Here is an 18,124-nt window from a genome sequence, read left to right as displayed (position 1 = left end):
TCACATGTTCCGATTTACTCAGCATTATGTATTAACTAATTTTCACATTCTTTGCCATTATATTCGCAAAAACCCATATATTTATTTAAAAGATCATTAATGTTTTTTTAATTTTAATCCATCAGTATGTTCTTCATATTCTCGATGACAACATTCACATTTCAAATCTTTTCCAAGAACATTTCCGCATTCACATACCCAACCGATTCTTTTTGCCGGAACTCCTGCCATTAATGCATGATTTTTTACATTCTTTGTAACGACAGCACCCGCTGCGATCATAGCCCATTTTCCAATTGTATGACCACATACAATCGTTGCATTTGCACCTACTGTTGAACCTTCTTTTAAAAGTGTCTTCTTATATCCGGCACTTCCTTTTGGATATTTGGCACGTGGTGTCAAATCATTCGTAAAAACCATAGAAGGACCACAAAAAACGTAGTCCTCCAATTCAACCCCTTCATAAATGGATACATTATTCTGTACTTTTACGCCATTTCCAATTTTTACATGATTTGACACATTCACATTCTGTCCAAAAGAACAGTTTTCTCCTATTTCTGATCCACTTTGAATATGAGAAAAATGCCAGATTTTTGTGCCTTTTCCGATTTTAACATCGTCATCTATATAGCTGCTTTCATGTACAAAATAATCACTCATTAAAATTCTCCTGTCATATCCAGACTTGCAAAATTCTCCAGTGGAAGTTTTACAGCATGACCTTCTTTCTGGCTCTTATAAATTGCAAGAACAAGCTCCAGTGCATTTCTTCCTGCATGTGCATCAACATATGGTGCTCTGTCATTCTTAATTGCATCAATTACATCTGCATAAAGACTTGTGTGTCCATTTCCATATACATTACTTGTCTGCTCTTCAAGTCCTTTGTTTGCCTGATCATCATCTGTCTCATCAGCAAAATTCCATACATCAATGTTATTTGTAGATTTTCCACCAAGCTTGACTGTACCATTCTCACCGAACAGATATAATGTTTCCTCAAGATTCTGTGGATAGACATTTGTTGTTCCTTCAATTGTTGCAACTGCTCCATTTTTGAACTTTACAACTGCCATTCCGATGTCTTCTGCTTCAAGATAATGGTGGAACTGCTGTTTTGTTACACCATAAACTTCATCGATTTCATTTCCCATCATCCAACGAAGAAGATCAATTCCATGAATACACTGATTCATAAGGGCTCCACCATCCTGAGCCCATGTTCCTCTCCATGGAGCCTGTGTGTAATAATCCTGATTTCTGTTCCAACGTACATGAATAGAACCATGGGAAAGTTTTCCAAATCTTCCTGCTTCAAGAGCTTTTCTCATCTCCTGGACTGCAACATTAAATCTATTCTGATGACACGCAGATACTTTTACGCCTTTTTCCTCAGACAGTTTAATAATCTTATCTGCATCTTCAATGCTCATTGCCATCGGTTTCTCGATAATACAGTTGATTCCATGCTCAATACAGTACAAAGCAATCTCTGCATGAAGACCGCTTTCTGTTGCAATACCAACAAGTTCGATTTCATTTTCTTCAATCATTTTTTTGTAGTCTGTATATCTTTTAATACTTGTATCATTTTCAAGTCCATGTTTTGCAAGAACATTTTCGATATGTTCCGGTACAACATCGCAGGCAGCTACAAATTCGAGCTTATTATTTACAACAGCTTTTACATGATTTGTTGAAATTCTTCCACAACCAATTAATGCATATTTCATCTTTATATCCTCCTACAGAACTTCAATATTCTCTCTGTTCTCGATATTCTTCATAACATTCTTTGTATCAAAGATTGCTTTTGCATTCTTCTGAATCATGTCATAATCTACATTCGTATGTGCTGCTGTTACCATGATCAGGTCGTAAGAAGCAATGATTTCCGGATCAATTTTCTCAATTCCCTGATGTTTCTCTCCATGATATTTGTACTCAGAAATCCATGGATCATAGAAATCAACATCTGCCATCTCGCGTTTGAGTACTTCAATTACACGAAGAGCCGGACTTTCTCTATAATCATCAATATCCTGCTTGTATGCAACACCAAGAACAAGTACCTTTGCTCCGTTCATAGCTTTCTTATGACGATTCAGAACCTTGCTTGCGCGCTCTACGCAGTATTCCGGCATCTGATCGTTAATAATCATAGATCCTTCGATCATAGATGTATGGAATCCATACTCTCTTGCTTTCCATGTAAGGTAATATGGATCAAGCGGGATACAGTGTCCGCCAAGTCCCGGACCTGGATAGAATGCCTGGAAACCATATGGTTTTGTCTTAGCAGCATCAATAACTTCCCACATGCTGATTCCCATTCTATCACAGAGCATAGTCAGTTCATTTACAAGACCAATGTTGATATTTCTATATGTGTTTTCAAGGATCTTCTCCATCTCAGCGATTGCCGGTGAAGAAACTTCATATACATCACCTTCAAGTACAGCACGGTACATTGTTGCAATTACCTCTGTCGCATCTTTACCGATTGCTCCAACAACCTTTGGTGTGTTTTTTGTCTTATAGATCAGGTTACCTGGATCAACACGCTCTGGAGAAAATCCAAGATAGAAATCTTCTCCGCATTTTAATCCTGATCCTTCTTCAAGGATTGGTTTGATCAGTTCTTCTGTTGTTCCCGGATATGTTGTAGACTCAAGTACTACCATTGTTCCTTTTGTAAGATATTTAGAAATAGCTTCTGTTGAGGCCTTTACATAGCTGATGTCCGGCTCCTGATGGGAATCCAATGGTGTAGGTACGCAGATAGCGATAAAATCAACATCTTTTACAAAACTAAAGTCTGTTGTTGCTTTCAGCATTCCCTCGTCAACAAGTTTCTTCAGATCACTGTCTACAACATCTCCGATATAATTATGACCTTCATTTACAAGGTTTACCTTTTCTTCCTGAACATCAAATCCGATTGTCTTAAATCCAGCTTTTGCTTTCTCTACAGCAAGTGGAAGTCCTACATATCCAAGACCTACTACACCAACTTCGATTTCTTTGTTTTCAATTTTCTTCAATAATTGTTCTTTCATTTTTCTTCTCCTTTATTTTAAATCTAAAATAACCTGTTTTGCTCTGGCTTTCCATGTATTAGCCTCGTATGCCGATATTTCCGATTCTCGCTTTTCCTGCAGTAATGCCGGGTTTTGTAAGATATTATGCAAGCATTGTTTTAATGCTTCCTGATTATATTCTATACTCCATCCCAGGTTTTCTTTTTCAATAAATTTACCTGCTGCTGTATCTTTGGTTGCTATAATCGGTATATAATGTCCTAAATATTCAAACACCTTTATCGGCATTGCCATACGCATATAATCACCTTCACCTGCAAAGGCACAGCATATATCTGCTTTTTTATAATATGGCTCTAATCCCTGTCCACTCTCATGAATAATGGAAATCTTTTCGCTCATATATGGTAAATACTTGCTCTTTGCATTTTCCCATTCTTTTTCTCTGCAACAGACATAAGCATGAACCTGATCAGGCATCTGCTGCATCGCCTGGAAAAATACTGTCAAATCATAGATTCTGTCAATTCCACCCACATATAAGATTTCTAGTTTTTTTGCAGTCAAATCCGATATTGCCTGCACGGCATCAACATCATATTCCGCACATCCTGGCATAAGAATTGCACTTCTATTCAACAATTCCGGATATTCTTTTAAGTATGCCCGCATTTCATCTGTTGGAAGATAAAATACATTAAGCAATTTTTTATATTGCCTTAAATCATATCTGTACATTGGAATCGAAAAGCATTTCTTATACCATGATACATTATCACGATACACAGAAAATTTCCACTGTATATCTCTATAAAAAAGTCCGATTTTTATCCCGTTTTTCTTGCAAAATTTAAAAAAGCTAAAATCCAAAAACGGATAACGAGGCAAATGATTTTTTTCAGTCAGCAAAGTTGGCATTGTAGAACTCTCTGAATAAAGAAAATCATATTTTATACCGTTCCTTATATTCCGTTTTATCTTGTTTATTTGAACTTTTCTTTCAGTGCCATATCCTGAAATATATTCAACAAGATAACCATTTTCTTCAAATGCCTGTTTCATCTTGATTGGACGGATATTGGAGCCCGATTTTCCGCTTTTTTCAATATGGTTGGGGATGTGGACAATACATCTTTTTTCTTGTTTAATGTTCATTGTCACACCTCACTCTTTCATATAAATTAAGCATTTTCTCTACATTGTCATTCCATGAATACAGTTGTTCCACTCGTTGACGTCCATTATTTCCCATCTTTGTGCGCATCTTTTCATCAAGCACAAGTTTCTTCAATGCATCTTTTGCCTTATTTATTTCTTTTCGAGAAATAATCAATCCTGTTTTTCCGTCTTCTATAACTTCTTTAAATCCATCTGCATCCGATGCAACAACGGGCTTTTTCATCGCCATGGCTTCTACTGCTGCTACTCCAAAACTCTCTTTCCGGCTTAATGCACAAAAAATATCAAATTCGCTTATTGCTTCCGGCACCTTCGTGTTAGGTATTTTCCCTTTCAGGAAAACAGAATCCTGCAGGTTCTGCTTATTGATCAGATCTTCATACTGTTCTTTTTTGCTTCCCGAACCATAAATTAATAATTTAATTTTCCTTGAATAATGCTCCTGTTCCAATTCCTTTTTCAGATCCCGAAATGCAAGAATCATTTCTTCGATACCATAAATTTCTTCTAAAGCTTTTATATTCCCTATTATCAGCTCTTCTTTTTCTATTTCTTTATACTTTTTCGGATCAAACTTATTTAAATCCACTCCAAATGGGGTAATCGTAATTTCCAGTTTTTCATCCTGCATTACTTTTTTCAGTTGGACAGCCATACAATTACTTGTTGAGGCCAAATAAGAAGCACTTCTCACATTTCTTTTTAAAATATGATTTTTCACCCTGCTTTCATATGGGAAATCATATACATCACTTCCCCATACTGAAAGAATATATTTAGGTAATCGTGCTTTCCTCGCCAATGTCCCATAACCGCTTGCATAATGTACGTTAATGACATCCGGATTTATTCTTTTGGCAATTTTTCTCAATTCACCGGCATTTAGATAATAGCCTTTGCCACCACTGTGTTTCATCAAGTATAATTTTACTCTCGAATTCAGTGCATCTTCTTTCGGCTCATGGCCTCTGTTTGAAACAAGATACACTTCATGTCCTCTCTCTGCTAATGCATTCACCCATCTAACAGTGTGCGTACTATTTGCTGCCGATACAAACATTATTTTCATCAAAATGACTCCTCTGTTTTACTATCTCGCTTCTCTTCAAAACAAACTTATCGTTTTGAACTATCAATTGCCTTTTTTAAAATCCGCTCAATTTTATTTGTCAGTATCTGATAATCATACTCTTGTGCGCATTCTTTTAAACGTTGGCAATACTCTCCGTATTCTTCTGAAGTAAGTTGACGAAACTTTGTAATCTCTTCCGCATATTCTTTTCCATTCGCAAATCGCTTTGCAATTCCTAATTTTTTCTCTCTTATTAAATCATAATTCACCGGAAGATTACATAAAATCGGCTTTTCACTCGCCATATACTCAAACAGTTTATTCCAACTGCATCCGTATTTATTTAAGCCTGCCCCCTGAACATTAATTATGTTCAAATCAGCATTGCTCAGAATATACGGAATATATTTCTTTTCTACACGCCCTTCAAATTTAACATTCAATGAATACTTTCTGCACTCATCTTCAAGCATGTCTTTTTCTGTGCCATCTCCATAAATATAAAAATGAATATCCTGATTTTTCAATTCTTTTGCAGCATCAACCAATGTCTGAAGATTATTTACTTTTCGAATAGATCCCATGTAAACTACTTTAAATGCATTATCATTCGCAATCTGGCTATTCTCAAGGTTATATAATTTTTTATTCTCTTCAAATTCTGCTAAATCGACGCCATTATTTACGTGATTTACTTTATTGATATTAACTTTTTTCGTCCAGCCCTTATCGCATATGTACTCTTTTCCGCCCGGCATTGTAAAAATCAATTGATCTGCGTGTACGTAAATCCATTTTTCAAGCTGATACAGTACTTGAATAATTGGATTCATTCGAGACATACCATTATATTCTACAATCGACTCCGGCCATAAATCTCGTACTTCCACAACAACTGGTATTTTATGCTTTCTACCAAATAATAATGCAAATAATGCAACAAATAAATCTGGAGAAGATGTATAAATCACATCTGGCTTTTCTTTCTTATAAAACCGCTTCATTGCCTTCCAGGTTTTAAATGGAAGATCCATCATATTGATAACTCTGTCCATTCCATTTCCTTTATAATCACGGCTTCTAACAAAGGTATACTCTACACCATCTTCCATCTCTTCTCTATAAAGAGATTTATCCCTGATCATATTAATATCTGTATTATGAATCTTACTGGATGTAAAGATTTTCACCGAATGTCCCTTCTTCTGAAGGTACTTTGAAAAATAATAATGCCTCACCAATCCCCCCATACTCGGTGGAATGGCGTAATGATTCACAATCCATACGTTCATTGTGAGTTCTCCTTCATACCTTTGTTATTTTATAACTGCTATTACTGTTGCTAACATCGTCTTGATATCTTGCCAGAAACTAAATTCTTCAATTGCTTTCAAATTATATTTCATCTTTTCTGGCAGAATCTGTTCGATATAAACCTGATCTGCATTCTCTGCTGATTCAAGAAGCTTGTCTTCATCTTTATATTCAATACTCGCCCTTGATGTTACTCCTGCTGGCAATAACAGTGTCGCCTTCATTTCATCTGTATAATGGGCTACATACTTTTCAACTTCTGGTCTGGTGCCTACAAAAGTCATATCTCCAGATAATATGTTGAGCAACTGCGGTAGTTCATCTAATCTGCATCCGCGTAATGCTTTTCCTACTTTTGTTATTCTGGTATCACCTTTCGTGGTAACCTGCGTTCCGATTTTATCTGCGTTGTTAACCATCGTACGGAATTTAAAAATCCGAAAAGTCTTACCGTATGTCGTCACTCTTACTTGTCGAAAGAAAACCGGACCTTTAGAATCCAGTTTAATGCAAACTGCTAGTATCAAAAGCAGTGGTGATAAAAGCACAAGCAACACACCTGCTACTATTATATCAAAAAGACGCTTCAGAATCAAACTTGCTTTATGCCGCTGCAAAATATCATAATATCTTTTTACTTCTTTCACTTGCATATTCTGAGGCAATTCGTCCCATCTGCACATCTTTTAAACCTCACTTACACATTTCCTAAATGTTTCAATCACATACTCTACATCCTCATCTGTCAGTTTTGTATGGAGTGGTAAAGTAATCTCGTTTTCAAATAGTGCATAAGCATTCGGATAATCTTTGATATCAAATCCAAGATTTTTGTATGCTGTCAAAAGTGGAAGCGGTTTGTAATGAACATTTGTTGCAACGCCTGCTTCAGCCATCTTTGTAATTACTGCATTGCATTCTTCTCTTGTCTTTCCATTTAATCTGACAAGATACAAATGACCACTTGACGCAAAATCATCCCCATAATGGTTCAATACACTAAGATCCAGATCTTTCAATCCTTCATTGTATTTTTCTATAATTTCTTTTCTTCTTGCCAAAATCGATGGGTATCTTCTCAACTGTACAAGTCCAAGAGATGCCATAATATCTGTCATATTGCATTTATAATACGGCGCAATAATGTCATACTCCCACGCTCCCAGCTGTGTCTTAGCCAAAGCATCTTTAGACTGACCATGCAGAGAAAGAAGCATAAACTGTTTGTAAATTTCTTCATTATCTATTCCGTCAATATCTCTCCAGACTGCTGCTCCGCCTTCTGCTGTTGTAAGATTCTTTACTGCATGAAAAGAAAAGCTTGTAAAATCTGCAATTTCTCCACTATGCTTTCCATTTTTTGTAGCACCAAATGCATGCGCACCATCGGCTACTACCGCTATTCTTCCCATCTTTTTCTGTATCTCTGTGCTCGGACGGAATAATGACTTTTTCTTTTCTACAATGTCGAATATCTTGTCGTAATCACAAATCACCCCTCCAAGATCAACCGGAATGATTGCCTTTGTTTTCTCTGTAATTGCAGATTCCAGCTTTTCATAATCCATCTCATAAGAATCCGGCTGAGTATCTACTAATACAAGTGTTGCACCTACATGTACTGCAACACTTGCTGATGCAGTATACGTATACGCACTTGTAATCACTTCATCCCCCGGACCAATTCCAAGAACACGTAAACTCATCTCTGCACATGCTGTAGCTGAGTTAAGACAAACTGCCTTACTCGTATGGCAAAATGCTGCTATTTCGTTTTCGAATTTCTTTGTCTTAGGTCCTGTAGTTATCCATCCACTTCTTAAAGTATCTGCAACCTCTGCAATCTCTTCCTCCGTAATATCCGGTGGTGAAAATGCTATATGTCTGTTTTCCATCTATCTATCCTCCACAACTGGTTCTTCGTGACTCGCTTTTCCAAGACTTAACAATTCTTCGTACATCTCTTCATCACGTTCCTTATCTTCTTCTCTGATATGATACGTCGGAACAATTCCAGATACGATTTTTTTCACATCCCTTGATTCCTCTGATGCAGCAATTTCGAGTTTTTTCAACTCGCTTAAGAAATGTACCTCATCAAATTCTAACGGTTGTCCCACATAAATCAGATTATTTGCCGTCTTCTGTAAACCTTCCTCTTTTGTAAGAATCTCCTCATACAATTTTTCTCCTGGTCGAAGTCCTGTATACTCAATATTCATGTCCACACCAAGAGTATAACCTGACAAACGAATTAAATTCTTGGCAAGATCAGCAATTTTAACCGGCTCACCCATATCAAGCACGAAGATTTCTCCTCCATGAGCCAATGCGCCTGCCTGCATTACCAATGATACAGCTTCCGGAATTGTCATAAAGAAACGGATAATATCCGGATGTGTAACTGTCACAGGACCTCCGGCTGCCATCTGTTTCTTAAACAATGGAATAACACTACCATTGCTTCCAAGCACATTTCCAAAACGCACAGCAACAAATTCCGTCTTGGAATATCTACTGAATGTCTGAATGATCATCTCACATAATCTCTTGGACGCCCCCATAATGTTTGTTGGATTAACAGCCTTATCTGTAGAAATCAGTACAAATTTCTTGACCCCATACTTATCCGCCGCACGTGCTGTCTTATAAGTTCCAAAAACATTATTTTTAATTGCTTCATTCGGACTGTCCTCCATCAGCGGGACATGCTTATGTGCAGCTGCATGATACACTACATCTGGTCGATAAAGATCCATCACACTTTCAATTCTCTTTGTATTACGAACTGAACCAATAAGCACTTCTAATCTAAGTTTTGGATATTTCTTTTTTAATTCTTGCTGTATATCATATGCATTATTTTCATATATATCAAAAATAATAAGCATTCTCGGATTATGTGCAGCAATCTGTCGGCAGAGTTCGCTTCCGATAGAGCCACCACCTCCCGTTACAAGAACGCTCTTGCCTCTCACATATCCGGCAATACTGTCAATATCAATCTTCACAGTATCTCTTCCCAGCAAATCCTCAATAGAAACTTCTCTTAATTTTGAGACACTTACCTCATCATTGATCAGCTGATACACGCCTGGAAGTACCTTCAGCTTACAGGTTGTTTCATTACAAATACGCAGGATATCTCTGGTGTCTTTATTATCAGCAGATGGAATTGCAAGCATAATCTCATCTACATCATATTTTTTCGCAGCCTCTTTAATTTTCGTACGGTCGCCGACAATGCGTACTCCGCGAATATATTTTCCGGTTTTTGATGGATTGTCATCAATTACACACACAACATTTCTGTTTAAATGTTTGCTTGTTTTCATCTCGGTGATTATTATATTACCGGCTTCGCCTGCTCCGATCACCATTGTATTGATTGGACGATTTGTGTTCTTTGAGATACCTCTTTGAAGAGCATGCAAAATACGATAAGAAAATCTTGTGATCAAAGTTGTCATTGTCAAGAAAAAGAAATAGAACAAATGAAAACTTCTTGGCACTGTCAAATAAAGCAGACTCATTCCAAATGCCTGAAATGCTGTTGATAAAATTGCCGCTGCACAAACAAGTAGCGCCTCATAAAGACTTGCATATGACCAGACTCTATTATATAAATTCAATAAAAGAAAGATGATCATTGTAGTAACTATATTAATCAACAAATACGTATTAACACTTGCCAAATCTTCCACAGGAACCGTGTTCCCATCCATTTTATATCTAACAATCAATGCCAGATAAGAATTCACTATAATTGTAATGACATCTACAATAAATAGTAATATCATTCTTGATTTTGATGTTTTTAAGCTGAATATATTTTTCATAGAAATCCTCTCCATTAACAATGTTACAAATTATTACAAGTTTTTTACATAACTTATATATTATCAAATTTCATTCCATTATTCAATGTCTATACTTATTTTTTTCATAAATTGTGCAGGTTTTATATTTCTCTGCATTACGTTTTTGAAATCATTACCAATCAACTTTAAAAAAGGAGACGCTTCTTACTATTTCTGCGCCTCCTCTACCCATTCTTAATTTAATTTTTCTCCTTCGGTCAATATGCCGCCTTCTTCAACAACATTCACCAAATCAATAATATTCTGCACAGAAGATTCAATCGGTTCCATAATAAAGAGTTCTGTATCTCCACTGGAATAACAAGTACCTTTTGTATTCGTTCCTTCTGCTGCTATAGACTGGATTGTCCATGTTGCATTATTATTCAACTGATACTTGATCAGAGCATTGATCTGTTCCTGAGACATATTTGTCTCAACATCTTTGCTGACCTGTTCCATAATTGCATTTGCCTTCAAAAGCATTGTAGGCGACAGACACTTCTTTAGCATTGCAGTAATAACCGCCTGCTGATTTTTTCCTCTCTGATTGTCTCCATCAGGAAGATTGTGTCTTTCCCTGCAAAATGCAAGAGCTTCTTTACCATTAAAATGATTATACCCTTCCTGAACATCCATAGTATATTCTGAATCTTTACTTGTCGTAAATGCAAATTCAGAATATACATCAATTCCGCCAAGCGTATCAACAATATCAATTAATGAAGTGAAATTTAATCTCGCATAATAATTAATATCTGTCTCATATAATTCACCCAAAGTTTTCATAGATGCATCTATACCATAGATTCCCGCATGTGTTAACTTATCTCTCTGTCCTCCTGAAACTCCCGGAATAGGAACATAATAATCACGCGGTGTTGTTACAAGTAATATCTGATGTGTTTGTGGATTTACAACTGCAATAATATTCACGTCACTTCGACTTGTTTCTGATACATCACCATAAACATCAATACCACTGATATAAACTGTAAATGGTTCTTTTATAATACTGTCATCTGTTGCTCCTGTTGAATTTCCGAAATCCAACTCAACACGTATATTAAATGTATACAACACTTTCACTTTATCGCTATAACCATCTACTGCTTCTTCCATCAGACTTGTATATGCACTGTTATAAATGATTGCATCACAATCCCCATCAATCAAAGCCTGTGCTTGTGTCTGGACAGAATCATACTCTTTTACTTCGATCGTATCAACGCCAATCTGCTTTTCAATATCGGTCACAGCTGTCTGTATATTGCCAGCACCTTTCTCAAACTGTACACCATACGTATAGTCTGCCGCATCTTCTATTGTCTCTGCCGAATCATCTGCTCGCACTGCAACAACCATCTTATCTACTTTATAGTTGCTGCCTGTGATCTTTCCAATCATATTATTAGCCTGAGCGACATAATAACTTCCTGTAAACATCACAACAGCCATAAGTAAACTGAACACTTTTCCCAAAGTCCCCCGTTTTCTCCTTGCCACCTGTGAATTCAGTGTCACACACCATAAGAAAAACAGTATTGCTGCTGCCAGTATCAGATACTTATCCGGAATCATTCCTAACAAATACAATACCGCCATTAAGGCTATACTGGCAATCGTCTGAAGAATGATACACAAAGTTCCCAGCTTATTACTTCCCGATCTGCGGGAATACTTATTTGTACTTTTCTTTCTGCGTGCAGAATTGCCAGCAGATTCTTTTCGTTTTGCCATCTTACATCCCTTTTCTCAAATTAGAACAATTTTGACGGGTAAACTCCTTTTTCAATCAATCCACGAAGTGCTGCTGTTGCAGATTCTTTATCTTCCTTATATGTCACCCCAAACCACTGGTCATGTGACTGCAGTACTTTTACTTCCAGTTTTCCATCACTTAACAGATCTCCAATCATTGTCGGAAGCAGATATTCTGCTTTTAGATCTGTACTTTCTGTTTTCTCAAGAAACTCATCAAATCCTGTCTTAAGAATCTCGAAAAATTCAGGTGTAATTCCCCACATATTCATAGATACCGGTGAATCAACGTCAAGGAATACATCTCCATCCTCTTTGTGGATTACAGCTTTTCCGTCTTCTTTTTCGATGTTATGTGTCTCTTCAATGTCTGCAAGCATGCCATGTCCGTCTACTTCGCACACACCTCTGGTCACGCCTCCGTTATCACTCAATGTATTTTTCAATACAAAGCTGACCATACAAATCTGCATTATATCAGCAGATGGAAGGTTTGTCAAATAACTGTATGCCTCTTTAAATGCTTCTTTTCCATAATAATCATCTGCATTGATTACAAGGAATGGAGCATCCACCACATCTTTACAGCAAAGAATTGCCTGACCTGTTCCCCAAGGTTTTGTTCTTCCTGTGAATTTTCCGCTGAATTTTTCCGGAATATCATCAAGCTCTTGAAATGCATATGCTACTTCTACTTCTTTTTCAATACGGTTGCCAATGATCTCTTTGAAATCTTTCTCGAGATCTTTGCGGATAACGAATACAACTTTGTCAAACCCTGCTTCTAATGCATCATAGATGGAGTAGTCCATGATAATCTCTCCATTTGGTCCAATCGGAGCCAGCTGCTTGATTCCGCCTCCAAAACGACTTCCAATGCCTGCCGCCATGATTACTAATGTTGCTTTGCTCATTTCTTTTTCCTCCTAATGTCTCTTCACTGTTACAATATACCGGTTTATAAACACTACTTATTCTCCCAATCCATCTTTCACAAGTTGAACCATGTCTGAAAGTGCTGTTTCTTCGTCTTCTCCTTCACAAATAATTGTAATCTCATCTCCGCTTTTTATGCATGCACCCAGTACACTTAATACACTTTTGGCATTTGCATTCACTTCTTCATTTTTCATTTTCTTGTACACTGTGATCTTGCTCTTGTACTGCATCGCAGTTTTACAAAACAATCCTGCCGGTCTTAAATGAAGTCCTGTCGGATTTTTGATCACTACTTTATCGCTTACCATGTTATTCTCCTATTCTATCTCTCTGATAGTTTGAAGTTTTAACTTCAACATCATATAATATGCATTAAAAACTGTCAATGCCAGCCTTCTTAATTCTTTTTTAATTTAAACCTACTTTTTTTAATTAATATGAAGTATCACTAATTTGTCTCAGCGTCATTTTCCGGTTGTTCATCCTCTGTAGATTCTTTTTCAGTCAATGTAAGCTGCACTGTCACTGGTTTTGTCAATGTCACTCCATCTGGAAGATCTACTTCTACCGGTATATCATAAGTACCTTCCTTCGTGTAATTCTGTAGGTTTACCGATACTGCATTACTGATATCCAGACTATCCAGCGTATCTTTCTCTCCCTGAAATACAAGTGTCACCTCAGCATCTGGCTCATAACTCACCTGAAGATTTTTTGCCAGATAATTCTGTTTGATGGATGCAACCATAAACTCAATTGTACGATTTCCCAACTGTTCGATCATTGCAGTTGCGGTAACCTTTCCCGAAGCGCCTTCAATAAGTTCTACACCTTCCGGCAGATAATCTGTAATGTCGAATGCTTTCTCTATCTTTTCTGTTGCCCCATCAATAGACAATTCAGATGCTGGAATATTGATACTTTCAATCTGGGATAAAGCCTCTTCTTTTCCGCAGACCTGCACGCTCGCTGGTTCGCTCGAACAACCCAGATATTCATATCCATCTGCCGGTGTTCCAGATGCTTCAAATTTCAACGGAACCGTCTTGATTCTCATCACTGTCACATCTACAGTGATTCCATCTTCTCCAAGATTATTACTTAGCTGTCCCTGATTGATCACATTTCCAGATGCATCATATAAAACAAGTTCTGCTGTAAGTTCTTCATCTTTCGAAATTCCATCTACATTAATCTTCGCTACAGCCTTATCAATTGATTTTACTGTGGATTCTGCTCCTGTAATCGTTATTTTTTCCGGATTAACTTTCATCTCTCCAATCTGATAACCGTCACGCTGCGTTCCGGTTGTGCTAACAGTCAATGTAAATACATTCTTACCTGTCGGTTCTGTCTTAATCTGTATGTTTCTCGGAACAGACTCTGCCGACTGATAAGATCCACTATACTTTGGAATTGATACTGAAATTGGTATCAACCCTGTCCTGGAATCCATTTCTTTAATATCCGCAGTAGCCACAATATCATCTGACTTAATCTGTTGAATCACTGAACGTTTTGCATAAACAACTACGTTTACATTCTGATCATCTAAAACCGTATAAACTTCCCCACCCTGTGCAATCACATCATCGTTCGCTATCGTAACTTTGATGTTTGTATAGGTTGATTTCGTAACCGGATTAGCAACATTCGCAACAATCAGCCAAAGAAATGCTGCAAAAACAAATGCAATAATCTTAAGCGGAAGATTCGTTGTCAATTTGTATTTTTTCATGATCTGTGCCATCCTTTCCGTATAGAAAACTTGTTCTTTGTCTCTGTCTTTCTATACTGAATCTGGCTTAACTGACTCCGAAGTTCTTCTGCGTTAATAGCTCGAAGCAATCGTCCTCCGGAAGCCACAGAAACAAGTCCCGTTTCTTCTGAAACAACAATCACAAGGGCATCACAAACCTCGCTCATTCCCAATGCAGCACGATGCCTTGTTCCCAGATCTTTACTGATTGTCATGTTATCCGAAAGTGGCAGATAGCATGTTGCTGATGTAATTCTGTCCCCTCTGATAATAACCGCGCCGTCATGAAGTGGTGTGTTATGTTCAAAAATATTGATCAGCACCTGAGAAGACACTTTACAATCAAGCTCTATACCTGTCATTTCATACTCTGTTAACTGAATCACCTGTTCTACTACGATCAATGCTCCTGTACATACACTTCCCATAGCATAACAAGCTCTTACAATACTATCCAGTGTTTCATCTGAAAACCTTTGATTTTCTTTATTTTTATCAAACGGATTAATGTTACTAAATAAATTCTTCTCTCCCAGCTTCTCCAGTGCCCGTCTAAGTTCGGGTTGAAAAACAACAATTGCTGCTATCGCTAATACATTAATTGACTCTTTTGCCAGATACAGGATCGTATTCATTTGAAAAAGCCATGCCAGAAGAATAAAGCCTCCCAACATCAGCATTCCTCGCAGAAGCATCCAGGCTTTTGTGTTCTTGATCCAGAGCATGATTTCATAGACAATAATCGTCACAATCAGAATCTCTATGATATCTTTTATCTGTATATGTGGAAAATACATTCCATTTGAATAATTTCTTATAAAATTCTGAATCCACTCTATCATCTCAAGTCTCACCACCTTATGTAATCATTCGTTGTCATCCACTTTTGAGTCTTTTTTCTACTGATTACTCGTTTTTCTCATTATTCTGATCCAAACCTAATTCCTTACTCAGACTTCTTGTTAAAAGAATGTCTTCCGTCATCTTTGAATCATTAAAAATTGCTGTCTGTGTAAAATCAGGCTCCTTTTTCAATTGTTCTGCTCGGTTTCCGATCTCTTTCTTTTCAATCTTTTTCAAATCAGATACCTCTGATGCAGCAACATTGCTTTCTCTCTCTGAGATATCCAGCATCTCCGATTCCTGTTCCTGATGTTCTGTAATATGTTTCACTTGCTTCTCAGGCATCTGAACTCCTACTTTCGGAACTGCCTTTACATAATAATAGTATTCGTCATCTTCAAACTGAACATTCTCTGTTCTTGAATAATCCACAGAGAAAAAAATAACTTCAAGGAACAATCCTATTACAACACCAAGAATTCCACTGAAAATCATCATCGTATAAGACATATGAAGTCCAAGAGAAATATTTCCCGATGCACCTACGATCACACAAACTGCTGCTCCTGTTGCTGATGCAATCTTCCAGGAATGATCGACTGCCCGATTTTTAATACCGTTCACTACCAGTATTCCAATCACTACTGCAAACAGCATAACCCACATCTCTTGATAGCCTACAAACTGTTTTGTAAAATTGGTTAAAGTGCTGATCATTGTTGTTCCATCTGTACCTTTCAATGCTGTTGCAGAAGCTTTGATCAGGTAAAGTAGATAATAAACAAGAATTCCGCAGGATGCAGGGACAATCCATACTGTAGTACCTAACAGCCCAAATATAACCGGAATCACCAGTGGTATTTTCATGCCGAAAGCTACTACCGTCAGCAGAATCAGCCAGCTCTTCTCCGGGGTAAATCGAAAGTAGAAAATATACATTAACAAAAACAGTATCACCGTAACTCCGGCTATTGGCATAGATAATGTATATAAATGAGCCACTATTAACACGGTTGCTGCTGCCGTCATAACTGCCAGAGGGAGAAATGTACAGACTACTGCTAAGCCAACAGTACAAAGAACAGATGATGCCATCTTCATAAATCCAATATTAGAATTGATCAGGTTAAACACCAAAAGTGCAAGCAAAAACTGTGCTCCCTTTCGAACCAAGAGAGAGTGAGAAACATAAATCTGCTTAAATCTTTCTCTAAGAACCAGTAAATTGTTCATTGTTCATTCTTCTCCTTTTTACACATCTTCTCTAAACGGGACAAATTACGATAATAACGTTTTACATTCTGTTTGGCAACTGCATGTTTTCTCTTATAAAAACTATTTGCGCAAACCCCATATATAACTAAAAGAACTATATAGCCTGCAATTGCTGCAATCAAGAGAACGAATAGTTTTAAAATTGTCAGATCAGCAGATAAACTATCACTTGAATAAATGCAAAAACTAACGAACAAAATTGCATAACCTATTGTTACCCAGATCAATGTAATCCATGTCTTAAGACTTGCATAATCTTTTCTGTAATAATCGGCAATTTTAAAATCATCTTTGTGATTCTTCTCATATATCGACATTTTTGTCATTAAACGAATCCTGTCTTTATCTAACATATCCGACATTCACCTTTCCAGATTTCTCTCCTAAGTATACCATATGTTCAGATGCCTTGTCCAATGCTTAGAGTCAAAAAGTAGACATTTTCAACACCTGCTTTTTTCAGGATTCCTGCAGCACGTTCTATTGTACTTCCGGTTGTGTAAATATCATCAATCAGAAGAATATTCTGGCGTGGATTCCACGATTTTGAAACCGCAAATGCCCCCTTCAGATTTCTATGTCTCTGCTCCCCGTTCATTTCCTTTAAAGGCCGGGTTTTCTTAATCCGATATAAAACATCTTTTTCCATAGGAATTCCCATACATTCTGATAACTGCTTTGCTAAAAGTTCTGCCTGATTATATCCTCGTTTTCTCATTTTCGATCTATGTAATGGAATTGGAATAATTGCCTGGATCCCCCATCTTCGAATCTGAAATTCAAACTCATCTGCCAGCTCTTTCCCAAAGATTTCCGCATAATATCGCTTGTTGTGATATTTCAACCGATATACTGAATTCGAAACCGGCGGAATGTGAACCCAGAGGCTGCGTCCTTGTTCATAATTACTTTTTCTTCTTTCACAATCCCTGCAATACTCTTTCGTTTCATCCTCCAATGGCTTTCCGCAATGGATACATTTTATTTTTCCCACCTTAACAACCTGTTTTCTACAGTCATCGCAAATACCTTTTGAGCTGATTTCCTGACAAAACGGGCATCTTTTTAGATACAT

General features: G+C 37.1%; 17 protein-coding genes. All 17 read right to left on the bottom strand.

The features are described from left to right. Positions 1 to 96 precede the first annotated feature (96 nt). On the bottom strand, positions 97 to 666 hold the full coding sequence (locus LI162_RS03045; RefSeq protein ID WP_020435740.1) for an acyltransferase: 570 nt from the start codon (positions 664 to 666) through the stop codon (positions 97 to 99). Beyond that, complete coding sequence (locus LI162_RS03040) at positions 666 to 1,739, bottom strand: Gfo/Idh/MocA family protein (RefSeq protein WP_020435739.1); 1,074 nt, start codon at positions 1,737 to 1,739, stop codon at positions 666 to 668. Before LI162_RS03040 ends, LI162_RS03045 begins: the two co-directional genes overlap by 1 nt. Before the next feature lie 12 nt (positions 1,740 to 1,751). Continuing rightward, a complete protein-coding gene (locus LI162_RS03035; protein WP_020435738.1) occupies positions 1,752 to 3,065 on the bottom strand; it encodes a nucleotide sugar dehydrogenase in 1,314 nt (437 codons plus the stop codon). Between the two features lie 12 nt (positions 3,066 to 3,077). Further along, a complete protein-coding gene (locus tag LI162_RS03030) occupies positions 3,078 to 3,833 on the bottom strand; it encodes a glycosyltransferase (RefSeq protein ID WP_226865783.1) in 756 nt (251 codons plus the stop codon). 358 nt (positions 3,834 to 4,191) lie between these two features. Beyond that, the gene (locus LI162_RS03025) at positions 4,192 to 5,295 is read right to left on the bottom strand and encodes a glycosyltransferase (RefSeq protein WP_020435736.1); all 1,104 of its coding nucleotides are present in this window, start codon (positions 5,293 to 5,295) and stop codon (positions 4,192 to 4,194) included. 47 nt (positions 5,296 to 5,342) lie between these two features. Beyond that, positions 5,343 to 6,590: a glycosyltransferase family 4 protein gene (locus tag LI162_RS03020; RefSeq protein ID WP_020435735.1), complete on the bottom strand. Its 1,248-nt coding sequence runs from the start codon at positions 6,588 to 6,590 to the stop codon at positions 5,343 to 5,345. 24 nt (positions 6,591 to 6,614) lie between these two features. Then, a complete protein-coding gene (locus LI162_RS03015; protein WP_020435734.1) occupies positions 6,615 to 7,295 on the bottom strand; it encodes a sugar transferase in 681 nt (226 codons plus the stop codon). A 3-nt stretch (positions 7,296 to 7,298) separates the two neighbouring features. After that, the gene (locus LI162_RS03010; protein WP_020435733.1) at positions 7,299 to 8,507 is read right to left on the bottom strand and encodes a DegT/DnrJ/EryC1/StrS family aminotransferase; all 1,209 of its coding nucleotides are present in this window, start codon (positions 8,505 to 8,507) and stop codon (positions 7,299 to 7,301) included. Further along, positions 8,508 to 10,451 (bottom strand): polysaccharide biosynthesis protein, encoded by a 1,944-nt coding sequence (locus LI162_RS03005; RefSeq protein ID WP_020435732.1) that lies wholly within the window; start codon positions 10,449 to 10,451, stop codon positions 8,508 to 8,510. A 216-nt stretch (positions 10,452 to 10,667) separates the two neighbouring features. Then, positions 10,668 to 12,212, bottom strand: a complete 1,545-nt coding sequence (locus LI162_RS03000; RefSeq protein WP_020435731.1) for an LCP family glycopolymer transferase — start codon at positions 12,210 to 12,212, stop codon at positions 10,668 to 10,670. Between the two features lie 20 nt (positions 12,213 to 12,232). Then, positions 12,233 to 13,147 (bottom strand): nucleotidyltransferase family protein, encoded by a 915-nt coding sequence (locus LI162_RS02995; RefSeq protein ID WP_155203922.1) that lies wholly within the window; start codon positions 13,145 to 13,147, stop codon positions 12,233 to 12,235. Positions 13,148 to 13,204: 57 nt separating this feature from the next. Continuing rightward, positions 13,205 to 13,480 carry an HPr family phosphocarrier protein gene (locus tag LI162_RS02990; protein ID WP_015528823.1) on the bottom strand — a complete coding sequence of 92 codons (276 nt, stop codon included), beginning with the start codon at positions 13,478 to 13,480 and terminating at the stop codon, positions 13,205 to 13,207. A 140-nt stretch (positions 13,481 to 13,620) separates the two neighbouring features. Further along, complete coding sequence (locus LI162_RS02985) at positions 13,621 to 14,910, bottom strand: CdaR family protein (protein ID WP_020435729.1); 1,290 nt, start codon at positions 14,908 to 14,910, stop codon at positions 13,621 to 13,623. Then, the gene (gene cdaA, locus LI162_RS02980) at positions 14,907 to 15,773 is read right to left on the bottom strand and encodes a diadenylate cyclase CdaA (RefSeq protein WP_015528821.1); all 867 of its coding nucleotides are present in this window, start codon (positions 15,771 to 15,773) and stop codon (positions 14,907 to 14,909) included. The genes LI162_RS02985 and cdaA overlap by 4 nt, the downstream gene beginning before the upstream one ends. A 64-nt stretch (positions 15,774 to 15,837) precedes the next feature. After that, entirely contained in the window at positions 15,838 to 17,007 is a 1,170-nt protein-coding gene (locus LI162_RS02975) for a hypothetical protein (protein WP_055156321.1), read from the bottom strand. Next, positions 17,004 to 17,402, bottom strand: coding sequence for a hypothetical protein (locus LI162_RS02970; protein WP_319638099.1), 399 nt, complete (start codon positions 17,400 to 17,402; stop codon positions 17,004 to 17,006). The genes LI162_RS02975 and LI162_RS02970 overlap by 4 nt, the downstream gene beginning before the upstream one ends. 47 nt (positions 17,403 to 17,449) lie before the next feature. Then, a complete protein-coding gene (locus LI162_RS02965; RefSeq protein WP_227155705.1) occupies positions 17,450 to 18,124 on the bottom strand; it encodes a ComF family protein in 675 nt (224 codons plus the stop codon).

The sequence above is a fragment of the Mediterraneibacter sp. 210702-DFI.3.120 genome, from assembly GCF_020561005.1.
GTDB classification, from domain to species: Bacteria; Bacillota; Clostridia; order Lachnospirales; family Lachnospiraceae; genus Mediterraneibacter; species Mediterraneibacter faecis.
This window is presented reverse-complemented; position numbering and strand designations above follow the sequence as displayed.

What these genes read in the sequence shown, in the direction of transcription:
- LI162_RS03045 (WP_020435740.1), bottom strand. Translation starts at nt 666, where the DNA reads ATGAGTGATTATTTTGTACATGAAAGCAGCTATATAGATGACGATGTT.
- LI162_RS03040 (WP_020435739.1), bottom strand. Translation starts at nt 1,739, where the DNA reads ATGAAATATGCATTAATTGGTTGTGGAAGAATTTCAACAAATCATGTA.
- LI162_RS03035 (WP_020435738.1), bottom strand. Translation starts at nt 3,065, where the DNA reads ATGAAAGAACAATTATTGAAGAAAATTGAAAACAAAGAAATCGAAGTT.
- LI162_RS03025 (WP_020435736.1), bottom strand. Translation starts at nt 5,295, where the DNA reads ATGAAAATAATGTTTGTATCGGCAGCAAATAGTACGCACACTGTTAGA.
- LI162_RS03020 (WP_020435735.1), bottom strand. Translation starts at nt 6,590, where the DNA reads ATGAACGTATGGATTGTGAATCATTACGCCATTCCACCGAGTATGGGG.
- LI162_RS03015 (WP_020435734.1), bottom strand. Translation starts at nt 7,295, where the DNA reads ATGTGCAGATGGGACGAATTGCCTCAGAATATGCAAGTGAAAGAAGTA.
- LI162_RS03010 (WP_020435733.1), bottom strand. Translation starts at nt 8,507, where the DNA reads ATGGAAAACAGACATATAGCATTTTCACCACCGGATATTACGGAGGAA.
- LI162_RS03005 (WP_020435732.1), bottom strand. Translation starts at nt 10,451, where the DNA reads ATGAAAAATATATTCAGCTTAAAAACATCAAAATCAAGAATGATATTA.
- LI162_RS03000 (WP_020435731.1), bottom strand. Translation starts at nt 12,212, where the DNA reads ATGGCAAAACGAAAAGAATCTGCTGGCAATTCTGCACGCAGAAAGAAA.
- LI162_RS02995 (WP_155203922.1), bottom strand. Translation starts at nt 13,147, where the DNA reads ATGAGCAAAGCAACATTAGTAATCATGGCGGCAGGCATTGGAAGTCGT.
- LI162_RS02990 (WP_015528823.1), bottom strand. Translation starts at nt 13,480, where the DNA reads ATGGTAAGCGATAAAGTAGTGATCAAAAATCCGACAGGACTTCATTTA.
- LI162_RS02985 (WP_020435729.1), bottom strand. Translation starts at nt 14,910, where the DNA reads ATGAAAAAATACAAATTGACAACGAATCTTCCGCTTAAGATTATTGCA.
- cdaA (WP_015528821.1), bottom strand. Translation starts at nt 15,773, where the DNA reads ATGATAGAGTGGATTCAGAATTTTATAAGAAATTATTCAAATGGAATG.
- LI162_RS02975 (WP_055156321.1), bottom strand. Translation starts at nt 17,007, where the DNA reads ATGAACAATTTACTGGTTCTTAGAGAAAGATTTAAGCAGATTTATGTT.
- LI162_RS02970 (WP_319638099.1), bottom strand. Translation starts at nt 17,402, where the DNA reads ATGTTAGATAAAGACAGGATTCGTTTAATGACAAAAATGTCGATATAT.
- LI162_RS02965 (WP_227155705.1), bottom strand. Translation starts at nt 18,124, where the DNA reads ATGTATCTAAAAAGATGCCCGTTTTGTCAGGAAATCAGCTCAAAAGGT.